At 65.1% G+C, this 20,985-nt stretch carries 20 protein-coding genes; 15 read left to right on the top strand and 5 right to left on the bottom strand.

What is annotated here, in order from left to right:
- Positions 1 to 53: 53 nt before the first annotated feature.
- The 7 genes from CEW83_RS01195 (at position 54) to CEW83_RS01165 (ending at position 7,861) form a co-directional block, all read left to right on the top strand.
- Entirely contained in the window at positions 54 to 914 is an 861-nt protein-coding gene (locus tag CEW83_RS01195) for an SIR2 family NAD-dependent protein deacylase (protein WP_269807848.1), read from the top strand.
- 24 nt (positions 915 to 938) lie between these two features.
- Entirely contained in the window at positions 939 to 1,931 is a 993-nt protein-coding gene (locus CEW83_RS01190; RefSeq protein WP_108947714.1) for an endonuclease/exonuclease/phosphatase family protein, read from the top strand.
- A 151-nt stretch (positions 1,932 to 2,082) separates the two neighbouring features.
- Positions 2,083 to 3,261, top strand: coding sequence for an MFS transporter (locus tag CEW83_RS01185; protein WP_108947713.1), 1,179 nt, complete (start codon positions 2,083 to 2,085; stop codon positions 3,259 to 3,261).
- A 185-nt stretch (positions 3,262 to 3,446) separates the two neighbouring features.
- Complete coding sequence (locus CEW83_RS01180) at positions 3,447 to 4,214, top strand: DUF3348 domain-containing protein (protein WP_108947712.1); 768 nt, start codon at positions 3,447 to 3,449, stop codon at positions 4,212 to 4,214.
- A gap of 2 nt (positions 4,215 to 4,216) precedes the next feature.
- A complete protein-coding gene (locus tag CEW83_RS01175; RefSeq protein WP_108947711.1) occupies positions 4,217 to 6,427 on the top strand; it encodes a DUF802 domain-containing protein in 2,211 nt (736 codons plus the stop codon).
- Between the two features lie 2 nt (positions 6,428 to 6,429).
- Entirely contained in the window at positions 6,430 to 7,086 is a 657-nt protein-coding gene (locus CEW83_RS01170; protein ID WP_108947710.1) for an OmpA family protein, read from the top strand.
- Positions 7,079 to 7,861 carry a DUF2894 domain-containing protein gene (locus tag CEW83_RS01165; protein WP_159099352.1) on the top strand — a complete coding sequence of 261 codons (783 nt, stop codon included), beginning with the start codon at positions 7,079 to 7,081 and terminating at the stop codon, positions 7,859 to 7,861. The genes CEW83_RS01170 and CEW83_RS01165 overlap by 8 nt, the downstream gene beginning before the upstream one ends.
- A gap of 66 nt (positions 7,862 to 7,927) precedes the next feature.
- Here the strand turns inward: CEW83_RS01165 and CEW83_RS01160 are convergent, their stop codons facing one another.
- From CEW83_RS01160 to CEW83_RS01140, 5 genes are all read right to left on the bottom strand, one after another.
- Positions 7,928 to 8,692 (bottom strand): ABC transporter ATP-binding protein, encoded by a 765-nt coding sequence (locus CEW83_RS01160; RefSeq protein ID WP_108947709.1) that lies wholly within the window; start codon positions 8,690 to 8,692, stop codon positions 7,928 to 7,930.
- A gap of 27 nt (positions 8,693 to 8,719) precedes the next feature.
- Entirely contained in the window at positions 8,720 to 9,445 is a 726-nt protein-coding gene (locus CEW83_RS01155; protein WP_108947708.1) for an ABC transporter permease, read from the bottom strand.
- Entirely contained in the window at positions 9,442 to 10,128 is a 687-nt protein-coding gene (locus tag CEW83_RS01150; RefSeq protein WP_108947707.1) for an ABC transporter permease, read from the bottom strand. The genes CEW83_RS01155 and CEW83_RS01150 overlap by 4 nt, the downstream gene beginning before the upstream one ends.
- A gap of 24 nt (positions 10,129 to 10,152) precedes the next feature.
- On the bottom strand, positions 10,153 to 10,941 hold the full coding sequence (locus CEW83_RS01145; RefSeq protein ID WP_108947706.1) for an ABC transporter substrate-binding protein: 789 nt from the start codon (positions 10,939 to 10,941) through the stop codon (positions 10,153 to 10,155).
- Positions 10,942 to 11,173: 232 nt separating this feature from the next.
- On the bottom strand, positions 11,174 to 12,088 hold the full coding sequence (locus CEW83_RS01140; RefSeq protein WP_108947705.1) for an ATP-grasp domain-containing protein: 915 nt from the start codon (positions 12,086 to 12,088) through the stop codon (positions 11,174 to 11,176).
- Positions 12,089 to 12,273: 185 nt separating this feature from the next.
- Here CEW83_RS01140 and CEW83_RS01135 point away from each other — a divergent pair, with 185 nt between their 5' ends.
- From CEW83_RS01135 to fliN, 8 genes are all read left to right on the top strand, one after another.
- The gene (locus CEW83_RS01135) at positions 12,274 to 13,161 is read left to right on the top strand and encodes an ABC transporter substrate-binding protein (RefSeq protein WP_108947704.1); all 888 of its coding nucleotides are present in this window, start codon (positions 12,274 to 12,276) and stop codon (positions 13,159 to 13,161) included.
- 150 nt (positions 13,162 to 13,311) lie between these two features.
- Positions 13,312 to 15,111 carry a sensor domain-containing diguanylate cyclase gene (locus CEW83_RS01130; RefSeq protein ID WP_108947703.1) on the top strand — a complete coding sequence of 600 codons (1,800 nt, stop codon included), beginning with the start codon at positions 13,312 to 13,314 and terminating at the stop codon, positions 15,109 to 15,111.
- Positions 15,112 to 15,146: 35 nt separating this feature from the next.
- On the top strand, positions 15,147 to 16,991 hold the full coding sequence (locus tag CEW83_RS01125; RefSeq protein WP_108947702.1) for a sensor domain-containing diguanylate cyclase: 1,845 nt from the start codon (positions 15,147 to 15,149) through the stop codon (positions 16,989 to 16,991).
- Between the two features lie 69 nt (positions 16,992 to 17,060).
- Positions 17,061 to 17,507, top strand: a complete 447-nt coding sequence (gene fliJ, locus CEW83_RS01120; protein WP_108947701.1) for a flagellar export protein FliJ — start codon at positions 17,061 to 17,063, stop codon at positions 17,505 to 17,507.
- Between the two features lie 63 nt (positions 17,508 to 17,570).
- Positions 17,571 to 18,800, top strand: coding sequence for a flagellar hook-length control protein FliK (locus tag CEW83_RS01115; RefSeq protein WP_108947700.1), 1,230 nt, complete (start codon positions 17,571 to 17,573; stop codon positions 18,798 to 18,800).
- A gap of 93 nt (positions 18,801 to 18,893) precedes the next feature.
- On the top strand, positions 18,894 to 19,457 hold the full coding sequence (locus tag CEW83_RS01110) for a flagellar basal body-associated FliL family protein (protein ID WP_108947699.1): 564 nt from the start codon (positions 18,894 to 18,896) through the stop codon (positions 19,455 to 19,457).
- Positions 19,458 to 19,467: 10 nt separating this feature from the next.
- Complete coding sequence (fliM, locus tag CEW83_RS01105) at positions 19,468 to 20,478, top strand: flagellar motor switch protein FliM (RefSeq protein WP_108947698.1); 1,011 nt, start codon at positions 19,468 to 19,470, stop codon at positions 20,476 to 20,478.
- Positions 20,479 to 20,521: 43 nt separating this feature from the next.
- The gene (fliN, locus tag CEW83_RS01100) at positions 20,522 to 20,944 is read left to right on the top strand and encodes a flagellar motor switch protein FliN (RefSeq protein ID WP_420094110.1); all 423 of its coding nucleotides are present in this window, start codon (positions 20,522 to 20,524) and stop codon (positions 20,942 to 20,944) included.
- Positions 20,945 to 20,985 lie beyond the last annotated feature (41 nt).

The raw sequence follows: 20,985 nt of genomic DNA, 5'->3' as shown, positions 1-20,985 counted from the left end.
CATGTACCCACAACGGATGTCAGAATTCGGCTTCGCAAACAGCGGAGCATGGCGTGAATCCCCTTTCCTCGACGCCCGGTATCGACAACCGCCCGGCGCACGCCTTTCCGGCTGCGCTCGTGGCCGCGCTGCGTGAGGCAAGACACGTCGTCCTCCTCTCCGGTGCGGGCGTTTCCGCGGAGAGTGGTGTCCCCACTTTTCGCGATGCGATGACGGGACTCTGGTCCAGATTCGATCCCGCAGAACTCGCCACGCCCGAAGCGTTCGAGCGCGACCCTGAGCTGGTGTGGGGCTGGTACGAATGGCGGCGGATGCGCGCACTTCAGGCACAGCCGAATCCTGCGCACCTGGCCATTGCCGGAATGTCGGATCATCTGCCGCAACTTACCCTGGTGACGCAGAACGTGGATGACCTGCACGAGCGCGCGGGCAGCGACACGGTGATTCACCTCCACGGCAGCCTTCATCAGCCCCGCTGCGCCACATGTGGTCGATCGCATGCATTTCCCGACGAAATGCCGAACGAACCCGAAGGCGGACGGCGCCTTCCGCCACCGCGCTGCACCCGCTGCCGCGGGCTGATCAGACCCGGCGTGGTCTGGTTTGGAGAGTCGCTGCCCGAGGGCGCTTTCTACCAGGCCCAAGAGGCCGCAGAGAATTGCGACCTCTTGATCAGCGTCGGGACATCGTCACTCGTCTACCCCGCCGCCGGCCTGCCCCACCTTGCCAAGGCGCACGGGTCGCAGCTCATCCAGATCAATCCCCAGCCGACGAATCTCGATGGACACGCAACATGGAACGTCGTTGGGGCTGCGGGCCAGATTCTGCCCGCACTTGTTGCTGCCGCATGGGGATCGACCCGTGCGCAGTACCACCCCGGCGGCCTGCCCGCCTGCGCTGACGATTCGCAATGACGGCTTCACCATGACGAACTCACGATGATGGCTGCGCTACTGAACAGACTCGGACACGGGCTTCGCGCCAGCATGCGGATGCGATTCGACGCCGCGGCATTCGGACTGGGTGCGAGCAGCGTGGGGGCGTTATCCGCTCCGCTGACCCGATTGCTCTCTGATGAGTCCGGCTACTTGGCATGGCTTGTCGATCTCATTGCCCACTGGCAATGGCTGTATGTCGTCGCGGGAGGCGTTTGTGCGGCCATCCTGCTGCGAAGGCGACCGGGCGTGCTCGTATTGCTGGCGAGCGGACTGATCGGCATTGGATGGTCTGGCGCGACCACACGCGCCGACAGCGCAATGCCCGGCTCAGCTCCGGCCCTGACGATTGCCACCGCAAACCTCAAGCTCGGACAGGCCCGTCTCGATGACCTCGCTCACTGGATCGGCGACCTCGGCGCCGACCTGGTCGTGCTGCAGGAGGTCAGCAAGGAGAGCGCCCGGCGGATCGCTCAATGGCAGGACTACCCGCACCAGCTGGTCACCGCCGACGAGGGTCCGTTCGGCCTCGCCATCCTCTCCCGAACGCCGCTGACGGGCAGCGAGGCGCTGGAATCCCTGCAGCAACCGCTGCGCTATCGCAGCTTCATCTCCTGGCAGGGCCATCGCATCGGAATTTCGGCCATCCATCCCATGCCGCCCATCAGTCCGACCTACCATCAGCGGCGCGTGGAGATGCTGACAGAAGAAGCCCAGTGGTCGCAGCATGTCTCGGCCCCGAGCATTGTCGCAGGCGATCTCAATTCAACGCCGTGGTCCTCTGCATTGGCTGCGGTCGAACCCGCCGGGCTGCTGCGTGCAACAGGGCTGCGGCCAACATGGCCTGCAGTGTTCCCGGTGATCCCGATCGACCACATCCTGATCAACGACGCATGGCAGGTCGTCGAGTCTGGCGTGGGTCCCGACATCGGATCGGACCACCGGCCGGCATTCGCCGTGCTGAGCCTCAGGGCGCAGGCAATACACGCGGAATAGCGTGATCTCGGCACACGCGGCCACCTTGGACTGACTCGATTACTGACTCAGCCCCTGACGCAGACCAGCAGGCCTCCACCGTCACCGCGACGCTCATGTTGCCCATAAAGAGGTAGAGTCGCGGCTTCCGCATCTCCAACAGTGTTTCCTGATGAACAAGAATCTCTGGCTGCTGGCCATCGCCCAGGGCCTGTTCCTGACCAACAACGTGGTCTTCATTGCCATCAACGGCCTGGTTGGCCTGACGCTGGCGCCGCTGGCGTGGATGGCGACACTGCCGGTAATGGGCTATGTGGTTGGTGCTGCGCTGTCGACCGGGCTGGTCGCGCGCAGCCAGCGGCGCTGGGGACGCAAGGCATCGTTCCAGCTCGGACTCGTGGTGGCCCTGTTAACCGTGGTGCTGTGCGCCGTGGCCTTGACCATGGGCAGTTTCTGGCTGCTGGTGGCGGGAACGGTGATTGCCGGCTATTACAGCGCCAATGGCCAGCTCTACCGCTTTGCCGCCGCCGAACTGGCGCCGCCGTCGTTTCGCGAGAAAGCCGTGTCGCTCGTGCTGGCAGGCGGGCTGATCGGTGCGGTGGCCGGACCCAATCTGGCCAGTCAGACACGTGAAACCATGGACACGCCTTTTCTCGGCTCCTACCTCGCGCTGGCGGTTGTCGCGGTGATCTCCATGGCGGTGATGTCCCGAATCCGGTTTCCGGCAGAGCCGGTGAAGGTCGCCGGCAGCGACCAGGGGCGTCCGCTGCGCGAGATCATCCGCCAGCCGGTGTTCATCGTATCGACGATCGGCGCAGCGCTCGGATATGGGGTGATGAACCTGCTGATGGCGGCGACGCCGCTGGCCATGGACGTGTGCGGCATGCCATTCTCGGATGCCGCACTGGTGCTGGAATGGCACGTCATCGGCATGTTCGCCCCCGGCTTTTTCACCGGCCACCTGATCAAGCGCTTTGGCGTGCTGCAGATCATGGGGGTGGGCGTGCTGCTCAATGCGGCATGTATCGCCGTCGCACTGTCCGGCCAGGATCTGCATCAGTTCCTCATCGGCCTTTTCATGCTCGGCGTGGGCTGGAACTTCCTGTTTACAGGCGGCACGACCCTGGCAATGCAGGCCTACCGCCCCGAGGAAAAAGACCGCGCACAGGCCGCGATCAACTTTGCCGTGTTCGCCACGATGGCGCTGACCTCCTTCGCCTCGGGCGCGCTGGTCACCACCCAGGGCTGGACCCTGCTGAACGTCGGCTCGCTGATTCCGGTGGCACTGACCGGCGCAGCCCTGGTATGGCTGGCACTGCGCCAGCGCAGCGAGGCACGACAGCCTGCATGAGCATGTCGCGGCGATACCGCGCGATGGCAGCCGGCTGATGCGAACGCGCTGAACCCGCCGCAACGCCCGCGCACCCGGGCTTGCGAGATGTTACCTGTCGCAAGTGCGTCGGCTCCGGCACTCACCTGCCCGCCGCTTTGTAGTAGCCTTGCCCCTTTTTCGCCAGTCTGGCGTCGGTTTCCGGTATGACGCAAGCGTTGCCGCGTACAAGTTTCACTCGCTCAGGGCTGGTTCGTGCGCTTGCGGACCTGGCCGCAGAGGACGTTCCGGAGTCCCGGCAGTCCTTCGCCGAACGAGTCGGCCAGTGGCTGGACTTCAAGGACGCGCTTCCCCTGTACTCGGTGCTCAACCCCGGAACATCGGGGGCCGCGGTGCAAGGGTCGGGCACGGCGCCGCCTGAGTATGCCGCGCTGCGGGAGGAGTTCGACCGCGTGCGCGCCGCGCTGGCAGATTCGATTGTCGCCGATGGCGTGTTCAGGCCGGGCAAGGCTCGCATAGAATTGCCGACCCCGGTGCCAAATGCACCGGTGGAAAGCGCGGCCGAGTTTTCGCCCTACAGGCGCTACTACCTCGCGCACCAGCGCGACATGCAGGCAGGCATTGCCCCTTTGCGCACCAGCGCCCGGGCGGCACTGTCGCGCCACTCGCCCGCGCTACAGCACCTTGCCGCACTGGATGCGGTGCTCGACCAGGCGCTGGCGACGCGCGAACGCACCCTGCTGTCGACGGTGTCCTCCCTGCTGGCAAAGCGCTTCGAGCATTTGTATGCGGCCCATCAGGCGGCACAGGCCGAAGCGCAGGCGGAGGACGACCCCTCGCGCTGGATGGAACCCGGCGGGTGGCTTGCGGTGTTCTGCAGGGAAATGCAGGCCGTACTGCTGGCAGAACTGGACACTCGACTGCAGCCGGTTTCCGGCCTGATCGAGGCACTCCATAACGAAGTAACGGGATAGCAATGAATAGAACCATCTGCGTGGCGGCCTTTGTCGTGGGCCTGCTCGCCGTGTCCTGGGTCGGTGCCGGTTACATCGGCTCCAGTCCCCTGGCGCTGACCATGACGGCCCTGATTGGTGTTGTCTACGCGATTGGCGCTCTGGAGCTGTTTCGCTTCCATCGCGCCACGACCGCGCTGACACAGGCATTGAACGCCATTCCCGGGGACCTCTCGCATCCCGATGAATGGATCGGCCGCCTGCCTGCCGCCCTGCGCAATCCGGTGCGCCTGCGCATCGAAGGTGAGCGCGCCGGCATGCCCGGCCCGGCCATCGCCCCCTATCTGGTGGGCCTGCTCGTCCTGCTGGGCATGCTCGGTACCTTTCTCGGCATGGTGGTCACCCTCAATGGCGCGGTGATCGCACTCGAAAGCACGACCGACCTGCACACCATCCGCAGCGCCCTCGCCGCGCCGGTCAAGGGGCTCGGCATCGCGTTCGGCACCTCGGTTGCCGGTGTCGCGGCGTCGGCCATGCTGGGCCTGATCTCCGCGCTGTGCCGGCGCGCGCGCCTGAACGCGGCGCAACTGCTCGACACCCGCATTGCCACCGTCCTGCGCGGTTTCTCCCTTACCCACCAGCGTCAGGAAACCTTCAAGGCCATGCAACGCCAGGCCGAGGTTCTGCCTGAGCTTGTAGACAAGCTGCAGGCGATGATGACGCAGATGGAGCGCAACAGCAGCGCGTCGAACGAACGTCTGCTCGCCGAGCAGACCCGTTTCCACAGCGAGACCAAGGGCCTGTACACGGACCTGGCCGCATCGGTCGATACCTCGCTCAAGCACAGCCTGACCGAAAGCGCCCGGCTTGCAGGCGAGACCATCCAGCCGGTCGTCACCGCAACGATGGACGGCATCGCGCGCGAAACGAGCGCGCTGCAGGAACGCGTAGCCGAAGCGGTCAGGACGCAGCTGGAGGGCATTTCAGCGCGTTTCGACACCACGGTGAGCACTGTGACCGATACCTGGACGGCGGCACTGGCCCAGCATGAACGCAGCAACGAGCGCTTCAGCGCCAGCCTGCAACAGGCGCTGACAGCCTATACCGACACCTTCGCACAGCGCTCGGGCGCCATGCTCGAGTCGGTGGAACAGGTCCACGCCGGCCTGCGCAGCGAACTCGCCACCACGACGGCCGCGATGGCACAGGAAACAGGCGCCCTGCACGCCCGACTGGCAACCGCAGTCGAGACCCAGCTCGACGGACTCTCGAGCCGGTTCGACGCCACCGTGACGACCGTGGCCGACACCTGGACGACGGCACTCTCTCGCCATGAAGACGCCAGCGAGAAGCTCACCGCAACAATGCACACCGCGCTGGAAGCCTTCGCCGAAACCTTCGCCAGTCGCTCGGCCACCCTGCTCGCCTCTCTCGGTGAAAGCGCCTCGGCGCTGCAGGCAGAGCTGGCCGCAAAAGACGATGCCCGGCTGGCAGCACAGACCCGCGCGATGGAGGCCATGACGGCCGCGCTGCAGCAGGAATGGCGGCAGGCAGGCGAGCGGACACTCGCCCAGCAGGAACAGATCTGCACCACCCTGGGCGAAACCGCCCGCGACATCAGCGCCGAAGCAAAAGCGCAGGCGACGGGCACCATCGATGAAGTCGCGCGCCTGATGCATACCGCGGCGGAGGCGCCGCGCGTCGCCGCCGAAGTCATCGGCGAACTGCGCCAGGAGCTCTCCGCCAGCATGGCGCGCGACAACGCGCTGCTGGCCGAACGCAGCCGCATCATGGAAACCCTGGGCGGCCTGCTCGACGCCATCAACCACGCCTCCACCGAACAGCGCACCGCGATCGACGCCCTGGTGGGCACCTCCGCCACCATGCTGGAGCGCGTCGGCGCCCGGCTCACCGAAAGCATCGAGACGGAGTCGGCGAAGATGGGCGAGGTGGCCAGCCAGATCACCGGCGGTGCGGTCGAGGTCGCGAGCCTGAGCGAAGCCTTCGGGCTCGCCGTCCAGCTGTTCAGCGAATCCAACGACAAGCTGATGACGACGCTGCAGCGCATCGAGGGCTCGCTCAACAAGTCCGTGGCCCGAAGCGACGAGCAGCTTGCCTATTACGTCGCCCAGGCGCGGGAGATCATCGATCTGAGCATCATGTCGCAGAAGCAGATCGTCGACGACCTGCAACAGCTGTCCGGCAGGCAGCCCTCGCTCGCGGCAGAGGGCTGACGATGGACGATATCGACGCCGGCATCGAGCAGTCCGCGCCGGTCTGGGCTGTCTTCGGCGACCTGATGTCGGGTCTGTTGGGTGCCTTCGTGCTGATCCTGGTCGGGGTGCTCGGCGTGCAGCTTGAGCTGATGAGCAGCCTGGAAACCGAAGTGCAGAAGCGCCAGATCGAAGAGCAGCGCCGCGAAGCGCTGGAACAGGCGCTGGCCGTCCCGCTCGCTGCCGGCCGGGTCACCCTCAACAACGGACGCATCGGTATCAGTGGCAGTGTGCTGTTTGCGCTGAACTCCGATGAACTGCAGCCGGAAGGACGCCAGCTGCTCAAGAGTCTCGCGCCCCCGCTTGCGGCCTACCTCGGTGTCCGCGACGAAATGCTGATGGTGAGCGGCTTCACCGACGACCAACCGGTGCGCGAGAGCAATCGCCAGTTTGCAGACAATCTGGAGCTCTCGGCCCAGCGCGCGCTGACCGTGACGCGCGCGCTGATCGAAGAAGGACTTCCGTCCTCGGCGATCTTCGCCGCGGCCTTCGGCCCGGAGCAGCCGGTGGCCTCCAACGCCGACCCCGAGGGTCGCTCGCAAAACAGGCGGGTGGAGATGGCGCCGGTGCCGAAGTCGGCAAAGGAACGCACCGCGGGGAGCACGGCACCCAATGGGTGACGCCGGGCAATCCGGTACCGCGGCTGGCAAGCTGCCAGGTCACGTCGCCCCCGACTTGATGATCGACGCCTTGCGTGCGCGCGGCGCGGAGGGCTTCGACCCTGTCGGCTGGCGCTTCATCGAGGCCATGGCGCGACGGATGGCAAACCATCGCGGCACCCCCCGTCGCATCCTTGAGCGCAGGCTGACGGAGATCGTGTCCGCATTCGGCGAACGCTTTGAGCGTGCCAGCATGTCGGCGCAGGACGCCCTCACCCGTGGCAAGGAAGCGTTTCCGCAAGACGCCGATGCGCTGCAACAGTACGCCGACGCCAGCGACTTCGCGGGCCTGCATCGTGCGCTCGCAAGCCTGCAGGCGAGGGACATCGCGGGGCCGCTGACAGCCCTCCTCGACCATATTGGTGCGCAAGCTGCAGGCGGGCAGACCAGCGACCTCGCGCCTGACAACCCGGCAGCGGCCAGCGCGCAAGGCGAACTGAAGTCGATGCGCTACTTCCGCAGCACCTGGTCGAAACTCAGCGTCGACAAGCAACTGTCGCACTCGCTGGCGCAGGCGCCCGAGAACGCCGGCCCGCTGAACTCGCACTTCCTCGTGCTGCAGTCACTGACCCTGATGCGTGACATCGCACCGGACTACCTCAAGCAGTTCATGTCCTACGTCGACGCCCTGCTCTGGCTCGATCAGGCGGACAGCAGCCGCAACCCGGCGCCCAAGGGCCCTGCCCGTGGCGAACGTGAGAAGAAGCGCAAACCTGCCCGCGGCAGGACAGCCTGAAACGGCACGCGCGGATCGCGCCCGCGTTCACTCACAGGCAGGCGGGGACTGAAGTGCGCTGATTCCTTACTTGAGGTTGCCCGACAGGAACTGACGCAGGCGTTCGCTGCGCGTGTTGCCGAACACCTCGGACGGCGGACCGTACTCTTCGGCGAGCCCCTGATGGAGGAACATCACCTTGCTCGAAACCTCGCGAGCAAAGCCCATTTCGTGGGTCACCACCACCATCGTGCGACCCTCTTCGGCAAGGCCACGCATGACCTTGAGCACCTCGCCCACCAGCTCGGGATCGAGCGCCGAGGTGGGCTCGTCAAACAGCAGCACGGCGGGCTCCATGGCCAGCGCGCGAGCAATTGCCACGCGTTGCTGCTGACCGCCCGACAGATGGGCCGGATAGCTGTCCCTGAAGCGGGCAATGCCGACCTTCTCCAGATAGGCTTCGGCGCGCTCGCGCGCTTCGGCCCGGGTGAGGCCGAGGACATGCACCGGGGCTTCGGTGACATTCTCGAGCACCGTCATGTGCGCCCACAGGTTGAAATGCTGGAACACCATCGCCAGCCGCGTGCGCAGGCGCTGCAGCTGTCTGGCGTCAGCCACCTTGAGGTGACCGTTGCGGTCCGGCACCAGACGGATCTCCTCGCCGCCGACGGTGATGCGCCCGGCGTCAGGCTGTTCGAGAAAGTTGATGCAGCGCAGGAAGGTGCTCTTGCCCGAGCCGGACGAGCCGATGATGCTCACTACATCGCCCGCCTCGGTGTCGAGCGACACGCCCTTGAGCACCTCGTGGTCGCCGTAACGCTTGTGAAGGTCTTCGACCGAAAGCTGGGTCATGAAATGAGTCCTGAGTGAGGGCGGCGGTCAGACCTTGACCGACCCGGCCTTGCGCGGCTGCAGATGACCCAGCCAGCGCCGCTCGGCAAGCCGGAACAGGCCGACCAGGGCGAAGGTCACGCACATGTAGACCACGCCGGCGAAGATGAAGGCCTCGAAGGGGGCGAAGTGCTGCGAATAGGCGTTGCGCGCCGCACCCGTGAGGTCGACCAGGGTGATGGTGGAGGCGATGGCCGTACCGTGCAGCATGAAGATGGCCTCGTTGCTGTAGGCCGGTATCGCCCGGCGCAAGGCGCCCGGAACGAGAATGCGGCGAATCATCGTCAGCCGGCTCATGCCGCAGGCCTGCGCCGCCTCGATCTCGCCGTGCGGGGTGGCACGCAGCGCACCCGCGAGAATCTCGGTGGTGTAGGCACAGGTGTTGAGCGTGAATGTCACCAGCGCGCAGCCATAAGGCTCGCGGAATATCAGCCAGAAGGCGTTCCCCTCGGCCCAGCGCGCCTGAACCCATTCGAACTGGCCGAGGCCGTAATAGATCAGCAGGAGCTGCACCAGCATCGGCGTGCCGCGGAAGAAATAGCTGTAGGCCCACACCAGGCGGGAAACGACAGACCGACCCGAGGAGCGCAATACCGCCAGCGGGATGGCCAGCAGCAGGCCGGCCACGAGCGAGAGCACCGTGAGTTGCAGGGTGAGCCACAGGCCCGCGCCGTACTCCGGCAGATTCTCGGTGATGACAGCCCATTCGATCATGCCGCCGCCCGCCTCACGCCAACGCTGTAACGCCGTTCGAGCGAACGGAAGAGCACGCCCGAGGCCGCCGTCATCGCCAGGTAGAAGACACACACCACCGCATAGAACAGGAAGGGTTGCTGCGTGCTGCGGCCGGCCTGGTCGGCGAGCCAGGTGAGATCCGAGAGGCCAATGATCGACACCAGCGCGGTGCTTTTCTGCATGACCTGCCAGTTGTTGCCGAGGCCGGGCAGCGCGTGGCGCAGCATCTGCGGAAACAGGATGCGCCTGAACACCTGCCAGCGGCTCATCCCGTACGCATAGCCGGCCTCGAGCTGGCCCGCCGGCACCGCAAGAAAGGCGCCGCGAAAGGTCTCGGTGAAATAGGCGCCGAAGATGAAGCCTAGGGTGGCAACCCCGGCGGCAAACGGGTTGACGTCAACGTAGTCCCAGCCCAGACGGTCGGTGATCTCGTTGATGCCAATCTGCCCACCGTAGAACACCAGCAACATCATCACCAGATCGGGAATGCCCCGCACCACGGTCGTGTACATCACGGCCGGCGCGCGCAGCATCCTGATCCGGGACAGCTTGGCGGACGCCCCCGCAAGCCCGAGCACCAGCGCCAGCGCGAGCGACAGCACGGCAACCTGCAGTGTCAGCCAGGCACCATCGAGCAGCGAGGAAGAGTAGCCGTGCAGCATCAACGAAGTCGGGACAAGGATGCCTTACTCGCCGTAGATGTCGTGCGGGAAATACTTCTTGCGGATCTCATCGTAGGTGCCGTTGGCCCGGATCGCCTTCAGCGCCGTGTTGAGCTTGTCGCGCAGCTCGGTATCGCGCTTGCGGATGGCAATGCCAACGCCTTCGCCGATGACCGCCTTCTCCTCGGCGTTACGCCCGAAGACCTGGCTGCCGGCAAAATCGTATTCCGCGCCGGCGGGTTTGGTGAGGAAGCCCCCGTCGGCCTCCAGCGCGTCCACCCAGGTCGCATCGATGCGCCCCGCGCCGAGGTCGAGGTAGACCTCTTCCTGCTTGGCATAGCGCACCAGGTCCACGCCGTGATCGGCCCAGAAGCGTCCGGCGAAGTTGTCGGCGACGGTGCCGCGCTGCACACCGATACGCTTGCCCTTGAGGCTGTCCAGCTCCGGCTTCAGGGCCGAGCCCTTCTTCGCCACCAGCGCGAGCGGCGTGGCGTAATACTTGTCGGTGAAATCGACCTTCTTCTTGCGCTCCTCGGTGATCGACATCGAGGCCGAGATCGCATCGAACTTTCGGCTCATGAGCGCGGGGATCATGCCGTCCCACTCCTGCTTCACCCAGGTGCATTTTGCCTTCATCTCGGCGCACAACGCGTTGGCGATATCGACGTCAAAGCCTTGTACGGAGCCGTCCGGCGCAGTGGTGTTGAACGGAGGGTAGGCGCCCTCGGTGGCGAAGCGGATCTGGTCCCAGTCCTTGGCCATCACGGTGTGGCTGGCGAGCAGCAGCGCCGCCAGCAGCAAGCTTCTCTTCATCACGTCACTCTCCTGTTTGGGGCGCCGGCTCGATGCGCATAAGGACACTGCGCGGGCTGCGGCGCAATCCCCGCATGATCGCAGGATCGCGCCCCGAGCTCAACGACAGCCCGCCCGGAGAAAGGAATTCCGCGCTCAGGCCATCATCATCGAAAGAATTTCCCCTGTTCGCCCGCAGGCAGAAACAGTTTGCCGACCTCATCATCGGACAGGACAACTCAGCCCCTTGATGTCAGTCCCCTGACTTCAGGCGCTGCACCAGCGCGTCGGCGAGCGCGTCGGCTGCGGGCGGATGGAAGCGGAAGAACAGCTCAGGCTCGACCAGCTCAAGCTCCATGAGCCGGAAACCACCATCACCCGCACGCACGAAATCCACTCGCGCATAGAGCGGCAGACTCGGGCACGCCGCGACTGCCGCCTCGGCGAAGGCGCACTCGTCGGCACGCGGCTGATGCGCGTGCACGGTGCCGCCGTGATCGTCCTGAACCCTGAAATCTCCTGCTGCGGCCGTCTTGCGGATGGCGTGGGTGGTGCGTCCCTCGATCACGATCAGCGACAGTTCGCCCTCGCCCAGCACGGCAGGCTCAAAGCGCTGCACCATCATCGCTTCGGCAGCCAGGCAGCGTGCAAACACCGCTTCATGCGCGTCCAGGGCATCGCGACCGACACGATAGGTCAGCCGCGCCGCACCCGACACCACGGGCTTGAACACGACCTCGTCCCAGGCTTCTGCGTCCATGATCGCCGCAAGCGAGTGCTGCTCGCCAACATCTGCATAGCGGGTCGGGACCACGCTCACGCCTGCACGGGACAGGTCCCGCAGGTAGCGCTTGTCGAGATTCCAGCGCACCAGTTCCGCCGGGTTCAGCAGCCTGGTCTGCATCGCAGCGGCGTCGAGCCACGGCGAAAACTCGGCAAAACGATGGAAGTAGTCCCAGGTGCTGCGAAACAGCGCGGCGCGGGTGTCGCCCCAGCAAAAGTCCGGATCGGACCAGCTCACGCGTCCGACCGTGAGCCCGCGTGCGGCGAGTGCCTGCGCGACGAGACCGTCCTCGGTCGCGATCTGCGCTTCATACCAGCTGGATGTATCGAGCTTCAGGTAGCGGTCCTCGGTAAGGATCGCCACGTCGAGAGCGTGATTGTTCATGTCGTCAGAAGGGCCCGTGTGGCGTCGTTTGCGCGGATTGTATCGCAGCAGCGCGGCGCGGCCGACGGCGCACGCTGCGCAGAAAGCGCCCGGATCACGCCAGCCCCGAGTGCGCCCGTCATCGATGAAACATGCTTGCCGATGCCTCACAATGACGCACCGACCACGAACGCCACCGGAGCCCCATGAGCAGATTGCCCGCGCGAATCGTATGCCTGAGCACCGAGACCGTAGAAGTCCTGTACGCCCTCGGCGAAGCCGACCGCATCGTCGGCATTTCCGGCTACACCGTCATCCCGCCCCAGGCGCGAAAGGAGAAGCCCAAGGTGTTTGCCTTCACCAGCGGCGACCTGGAACGGATTCTGGCGGTCTCGCCCGATCTCGTGCTGTGCTTCTCCGATCTGCAGGCAGACATCGCGAGCGGGCTGATCAGGGCGGGGGTGGCGGTGCACGTGTTCAACCAGCGCAGCGTCGATGACATTCTTGCAATGATCGAAACCGTGGGCCGGCTGGTGGGCGCAACAGACCGGGCCAGCGCACTGGTTGAAGAACTCGAGGGGCTGATCGAGACCACCCGCAAACGCGCAGCCGCCAACGCGCGACGCCCGCGGGTGTACTTCGAGGAATGGGACGACCCGGCCATCTCCGGCATTCGCTGGGTGTCGGAGCTGATCGGCGTTGCCGGCGGGGATGATGTATTTGGCGAACTGGCTGCCTGCCCCGCCGCCCGGGACCGCACGCTCGCCGACCCGATGGAGGCGGCCCGCAGGGCTCCCGACATCATCATCGGCTCGTGGTGCGGAAAGCGCTTCCGCCCGGAGAGGGTCGCGGCCCGCCCTGGCTGGGCAGATGTGCCTGCCGTAAGCAACGGACGAATCCACGAGATCAAATCCGCAGTCATTCTGTCTCCCGGGCCGGTTGCGATCCGTGAAGGCCTGCCCGCGTTGGCGCAGTACATCGCCGAATGGGCGACGGCCGCAGCCCCGCCCGATGCCAAACCCACGACCTGCGCCACGGTGACGCCCGGGGAACCCGGCCAGGCAGAAACGGCAGCGCGGACCTCCCGTACATGAGCGCAGACACGCCGTCCTGCGAAGGCCACCACGGGCCGTGATCCCTTCGCAGGACAGTGGTTATCCGAACGACACATAGGCATAATCATTGCAGACTGCCAGTCGCAGTTCGTTTTACCGCCGCTATCCGACATCAAACGGATCAACTGAATGACGCAAGCAGGGCCGCCCGCAGCGCAACCGAATACGGACGATCGAGCTTCGACTGCCCGCAGCCACGGGAAGGCGGGAGGCAGTCATGCGCCCACCCCGTCCGAGATTGCGCGGGAAGCCCTGTTGCGACTGGCGACGCAAAAAATCCCCCCGACGCCTGACAACTTCCGCGAGCTGTACTTCCAGATCGCGGGCACAGCGGCTGAGGATGCCTTTCCCGTACGAACGCTGAAAGCCATTGCAGAAGCCCTGCCGCGATCCACACCGCAGGCATTGCGACTTGCCCGGGTCTTCGAAAAAGCCGTCGCCAGCGGGCAGTGGTCCGTCCTGCGCCAGTCGATGCTCACCATCAGCGGCATGCAGGCTAGCGAGTCGAGGCCATGGGCACAGCTGATACGGGATCTCATCCGCGAACTTGACGGTCATCACCAGCACATCACGCCGGGGCGCAAGCGCGACTCGCTCGAACATGTGCTGGCTGCCTGTGCCGACCCCGAACAGCTTCACCTGCGGCTTCACGCCCTTGTGCGGAGCTGGCACGAACAGGCGGGCAGTGAGCAGCATGCCGCCATCGCGCCGAAGGAAAACACGCCTCCGCCCGCCACCGACGCACTCGGGCCACTGCTCGCCAAGCTCCTGACGGGTTGCGTTACGCCGCTCGCAGACGACGAGGCGCTCACCTCCGAAGCCAAAGCCATCGCCGCTTTGGTTGCGGCGCCGGCAAACCCCGAACAGGTCGCGGACCTCGCTGCGCGCGTCGACCGCCTGATTGCGCGCGTTACATGGACTGCCGACGAACAGCGGGAGATACGGCAGGCGCTGCTCAACCTGCTGAGGCTGATCGTCGACAATGTCCGCGAACTGATCGTCGATGACAGCTGGCTGCACGGGCAGCTGACATTGATTGCGGACACTTTCAACCAGCCCCTGGACCTGCGACTGCTCGACGACGTCGAACGCAGGCTGCGCACGGTCATCGACAAGCAAAGCCAGCTGAAACACCAGCTGACTGACGCACAGCAGAAGCTCAAGTCGATGCTGGCCGGCTTCATCGACCAGCTGTCGGCCTTCTCCACGTCCACCGAGCGCTACGAGGTCGTGCTCACCGAAAGCGCGCACCGGATCAGCGAAGCACACGACATCAAGGAGCTTTCGGACGTCGTCGAAGAAGTGCTGCGCGAGACGCAGAGCACGCAGCAATCCGCACACCGCTCGGGCGAAGAGCTCTCGCGCCTGCGCGAACAGGTCGAGTCGGCTAATCAGCAAATCGTCCAGCTGCAGCGCGAACTCGACGAAACCAGCGAGCTCGTCCGCCACGACCCGCTGACCGGCGCGCTGAACCGCAAGGGTCTGGATGAAGCGCTCGAGCGCGAGATTGCACGCATGCGCCGGTCCGGCACATCCCTGAGCCTCGCCCTGCTGGACGTCGACAACTTCAAGCAGATCAATGACGCACACGGCCATGTGGTGGGTGACAATGCGCTCCGGCACCTCGCCCGCGTGGTGAAGGAAACGCTGCGCCCCCAGGATTCGATCGCGCGCTATGGTGGCGAGGAGTTCCTCATCCTGCTTCCCGAAACCGAGCCTGAACAGGCACAGATCATCCTTATTAGACTTCAGCGGGAGCTCACGCGCCGCTATTTCCTCGCCCAGCATGAGCATCTGCTGATCACCTTCAGTGCGGGCATTGCCTGCCTTGGTGACACCGAAGACCCGATGAAGGCGATCGAACGCGCTGACAAGGCCATGTATGCCGCTAAGCGCGCGGGCAAGAACCGGGTGATGAACTCGGCCTGATACGCGCGCACTCCGCCCCCTCACTCCAGAGCCATATGGCAGAACCCACGAACCCCTCCGAGATTGCGCGCGAGACACTGCGCCAGCTCGCGATGCGACGCACCCCGCCGACGCCGGAGAACTACCTGCGCCTGTATCACGAGATCGCCGGCACCCAGCCTGCCGCCGCGCCTGTTCCCGAGCGCTTCGTGCGCCGTATCGCCCAGCAGCTGCCGCGGGACACGGCAGAGCGACAGCGCCTCGCGCGACAGCTGGACCAGGCACTGAATGAAGCCGACACAGGCGCTGCCGAGCGCGCGCTCGACCAGTACATGGCGAGCCTGAGTGCGGAGAAGCCGCAGGCATGGAATGAGCTCATCGCCACCTTGCTGCGCCAATGGGAAGGAAGGCAGCTCGGATGGACCTCGGCACGCAAGCGCGAATCGCTCGAACGCGTGCTCGGTGCGAGTGATCCCAATACCTTGTACACGCGCCTTCAGGCCCTGCTGCGGGCATGGGGGCAGGCGCCTGTCGACCCCGAGCGCCCGGCGTCCGGCGATACGCCGGAGCTGCCCGAACAGACCGAACAGCCCTTGCAGGCGACGGCCAGAGCGGCCCCGGCGGCGCCCACGACGGGCGCACTGATTGCCGCGGACGCCGACCCAACCGAGCTGATCGATGGGCTGCGCGAGTTGATCGCGCTGACCATGGAGTCGGTACTGCCCGCCTTCCTGGCCGAGCACCCCGAGCTGATCAGCGACGCCAGGCTCATCGCAAATGCAACGCGAAGCGCCACCGACGCGCGTGCGCTTGCCGTTGTCGGCAAACAGCTGCGCAAGTTCGCTCACCGCCTCGAACTCACCGCTGCGGACGATTCCGAGGTCCGTGCCGGCCTGCTCGACCTGCTCAAGCTGCTGCTGGAGAACATCGACCAACTGGTCATAGACGACCAGTGGCTCGGCGGCCAGATCGAGATGCTGCGGGACATCGTCGACAAACCCGCGACCCCCCGCCTGATCGACGACGCCAGCCGGCGCCTGAAGGAGGTCATCTACAAGCAGAGCCAGCTCAAGCACAATCTCTCGCAAGCCCAGCTCATGCTCAAGGAGATGCTTGCCGGCTTCGTGGACCAGCTTGCCAGCTTCGCCGAGTCAACCGGGAGCTATCACGACCGCATGGGAAGCTGCGCACGGAAGATTGCCGCAGCACGCGACATCTCCGAGATCGGTCATCTGCTCGACGAGGTCATGACCGAGACCCGCAACATCCAGATCCAGGCCGAGCGCTCGCGCGATGACCTTTCAGCCACACGGCAACGTGCCCTCGATGCAGAGAAACGGATCGACAGCCTGCACAAGGAGCTTGAGGAAGCCAGCCACCTGGTGCGTCACGACCAGCTCACCGGCAGCCTCAACCGTCGCGGCCTCGAAGAAGTCTTCATCCGCGAAGCGGCGCGGGCACAGCGGCATGAGGTCCCGCTGTGCGTCGCCCTGCTCGACATCGACAACTTCAAGAAGCTTAACGACACGCTCGGCCACCAGACGGGCGACGACGCCCTCGTGCATCTGTCGCGGGTCGTGCGCGAGAACCTCCGTCCGCAGGACACGCTCGCCCGCTATGGCGGCGAAGAGTTCGTCATCATCCTGCCCGAGACCACCCTGGAGCAAGCCGAGCAGACGCTGGTGCGCCTGCAGCGCGAGCTCACCCGCGTGTTCTTCATGGCCGGCGAACAGCGGGTCGTCATCACCTTCAGCGCCGGCGTGACCGCACGCGCACAGGGGGAAACGATCGACGTCGTGCTGGCACGCGCCGATGCGGCCATGTACGAAGCCAAGCAGAGTGGCAAGAACCGTGTCGTGCGATGCAAGATTGCCCAGGAAGCAGGCAATGAGGCTTTCTGAGAAGCCGCGCTTGGCGCCAGAGCCCGAGGGTCGACTACAATACGCTTCGTCAATATTCGCTGCGCACTCATGACAGGCAAATTTCCGCTGCAACCGCTGCTCGATCTGGCCAACACCCGCATGGACGACGCTGCGCGTCGCCTTGGTGAATTAATCGCATCCGAACGCAGTGGCCAGCAGAAGCTCGAAATGCTTGAGAACTATCGAGCCGAGTACCGGGAGCGCTTTGTCGATGCAGCCCGCGCCGGCATCGGGCCGGACGAGCTGCGTAATTTCACCGCCTTCATCAACCGCATCGACGACGCCATCGCTGCGCAGCACGTCGTTGTCGAACAGTCGCGAAATCACACCAGTCAGGGCCAGAAGGTCTGGATGGCACAGCGCAACAAGGTGCGAGCCTTCGACACCCTGTCCCAGCGTCATCTGGACCAGCAATCGCGGCACGAGTCGCGCCAGGAGCAACGCGCCAGCGATGAACACGCGGCACGTCAGCACCTCGAGCGCGACGGCGACTGAGCGCCAGGGCTGGCACGCTGTTTGCTCATACCAAGCGTGACACACGCTGAAGAGGGCAAGACCATGGCATCCCAGATTGCATCCAGTTCGCAGACCTTTCCCTTCCTGCCGACCGCAGGAAGCATGGCGAACAGCAGTGCCTATTCCCGAGACGCCACTTCGTCAGGCTTCTCTGACGTGCTGCGCGGACAACTCCGGAGCAAGGACACCAGCACCCGCCAAGAGGCGACTTCGAGCGCGGACCGCAGTCAGGACGCGCAATCCCGGCCCGAGTCCAGATCCGAATCGCGGTCCGAATCCGCCTCGGACTCCGAGCGAGCACCCGAGCGCCCGCGCGAGTCGCGAGCGACGGACCGCGCCGACGCGGCGTACAACGAACCCGCCCAGCGCGACACCGCAGCTGCCGACACACAGACCGAAGGTGAAGTGACGACGGAGGCCCCGGCGACAGCCGAAGCGGCAAACGAGCCCACCGAGGCGGCAATGGCAATTGCCGGTCTGCCGGCAGCGATTGCCGCCCTGCTGCCTGGCGCCAGGGAGCGTGCGGGCACAACGGCGGTCGTTGCAGACGGGTCAAACAAGGCCGGCCTTGCCGCAAATATCGCCCTGGCGGGTGACACCCAGGGAAAATCACTTCAGAATTCTGCCGATTCGCTCCCGAAGCCAGCCCTGAACTTCGCTCAGGCCGGCCAGCAGGGGCAAAGTGCGATCCCGCTGCAGCTCAGACCAGAAGCACTGTCCGGCTTCGCGGAGCGTGCTGCAACGGCCTTGCAGACGGTCAGCGCAGAGATGCCCGACGGCACGCAGGCCTCGTTCATGCACTCGCTGCGCCAGCCAGGCCAGATCACGACGTCGGCGCCGCAACTGACAGTTGCCACGCCCGCAGGCCAGGCCGCCTGGGCAGACGAGGTCGGCAGTCGGGTCATGTGGATGATCGGCCGTGCGGAGAGCAAGGCAGAACTGGTACTCACGCCGCCGCATCTGGGCAAGGTCGAGGTCTCGATCAACCTGAACGGCGATCAGACCACCGCCCAGTTTGTCGCTGCGACCCAATCGGCACGCGACGCCCTGGAGCAGGCCATGCCCAAGCTGCGCGAGATTCTGGCGCAGTCGGGCATCAGCCTTGGGCAGGCCAATGTGAGCACCTCGGGCGAGCAGCAGGCCTCGGGTGACGATCGCGGCCAACGTGGCGGTCGCAGCGGCATCGGACAGAGCGACGTGGACGCAGGTGGGGCCGCACCGGCCACTCGCTGGGTCAGGCAAATTGAAGGGCTGGTCGACACCTTCGCCTGAAGCGCATGAATAAGGGGCACTCTGCCCCACTTTTCCGCGCTTGGGCCAAGATGGCGATGAGCCATAATCCAGGCGTAGGAAAAGGAGAGTTTCATGGCGAAAGCCCCAAACAAGCCGGAAGCACCCGCAGGTGATGCACCACCCAAGAAGGGTGGCAAGATGCTGATGATCATCATCATCGTGGTGCTGGTTCTGCTGATCGTTGTCGCCGGCGCAATCGGCGCGCTCATCCTGCTCAAGAAGGGTGGCGGCGAGAACGGCGATCATGCGGAAGCCCCGGCAGCCGTGGCCCCGCCAAGTGCTGTGGATCTGAGCCGGCCGCCAGTCTTTGCCGCACTCGACGCATTCACCGTGAACCTGCGCCGTGAAGAGGGCGACCACTACCTGCAGGCCATCATCGCGCTGCGTGTGACCGACCAGAAGACGGCCGATGCACTCAAGGGCTTCATGCCCGAGATCCGGCATCGCATCAACCTGCTGCTGTCGAGCAAGCTTCCGTCCGAGGTTCAGACCATCGAGGGTCGCGAGGCACTCGCGCTGGAAATTCTCGACCAGGTCAACAGTGCGCTGGGCGTCCCCCCTCCGCCCCCCGGCCAGCGGATGACGGTGGCGACGCCGGTCCAGTCGGTTCTGTTCAACTCGTTCATCATTCAGTAACGAGGCCGCCATGTCTTCGGACTTTCTCTCCCAGGAAGAAGTTGATGCGCTGCTCCGCGGCGTCAGCGGGGAGTCCGACGAGCCGGCCGAAGAAGCGGTCGACGACGGGGGCGTGCGCCCCTACAACATGGCCACGCAGGAACGCATCGTGCGTGGGCGCATGCCCACCATGGAGCTCATCAACGAGCGCTTTGCCCGTTACCTGCGGATCGGCCTGTTCAACTACATGCATCGCAATGCCGAGGTCTCGGTCGGTCCGATCAGGGTGCAGAAGTACGCCGAATTCGTGCGCAATCTGGTGGTACCGACCAACCTGAACCTGGTTGTTGCCAAACCCCTGCGCGGCACGGGGCTGGTGGTATTCGATCCCAATCTGGTCTTTCTCGTCGTCGACAACATGTTCGGCGGCGACGGACGCTTTCACACCCGGGTCGAGGGGCGGGATTTCACCCCCACCGAGCAACGCATCATACAGGGCATGCTGAACGTGGTCTTTGCCGAGTACGGCAAAGCCTGGGCACCGGTCTTCAAGCTCGAACTGGAGTACGTCCGCTCGGAAATGAATTCGCAGTTTGCCAACATCGCGACGCCATCCGAGATCGTGCTCGCGACCAGCTTCTCGCTCGAACTTGGCGGTGCGCAGGCGGATATGCACTTCTGTTTCCCCTACTCCATGGTCGAGCCGATTCGCGATCTGCTCTACTCCACCATGCAGAGCGACCACCTGACGCAGGATCGGCGCTGGGAGAACCTGCTGTCACGGCAGCTGCAAACGGCCGAGGTCGAGCTGACCTGCAACCTCGGCACGGCCAAGGTGAGCCTGCGCGACATCGTCAACATGCGGGTCGGCGACGTCATTCCCCTGCACGTCAACGATCTGCTCCAGGCCGAAGTCGACGGTGTGCCCATCATAGAGTGCAGGCACGGAACACAGAGCGGGCAGTACGCAATCAAGGTCGAACGCTTCATCGGCAGCGAGGAGCAGGACATCAACAAGCCAGCGGGAGGCCAGAATGGCTGACGACACAGACAATCAGATCAGCGAAGACGACTGGGCTGCTGCGATGCAGGAGCAGGCCGCGACCGAGTCCGGCGTGGACAGCGAGGCCGCACAGGTTGCGGCCGACCTCGCTGCCGCCGCGATGGACGAATCGCCCTACCAGGCCAAGCCGGCCAGCCAGCTGTTCGAGGATTTCGGCTCGAGCGGCAGCAAACCGGGCGCGATCAACGATTTCGACATGATTCTGGACATTCCGGTCCAGCTCACGGTCGAGCTCGGCCGCACCAAGCTGTCGATCCGTAACCTGCTCCAGCTTGCGCACGGTTCGGTCGTCGAGCTCGACGGACTCGCCGGCGAGCCCATGGACGTACTGGTCAACGGTACGCTCATCGCCCAGGGCGAAGTCGTGGTCGTCAACGACAAGTTCGGCATCCGGCTCACCGACATCATCACCCCCGCAGAACGCATGCGGAAGATTCGCAGCTGACTCGCTTGCGGGGGGACATCGCCCCTGCAGCCAACCTCGAC

Source organism: Parazoarcus communis (genome assembly GCF_003111645.1).
Taxonomy (GTDB): domain Bacteria; phylum Pseudomonadota; class Gammaproteobacteria; order Burkholderiales; family Rhodocyclaceae; genus Parazoarcus; species Parazoarcus communis_A.
This window is presented reverse-complemented; position numbering and strand designations above follow the sequence as displayed.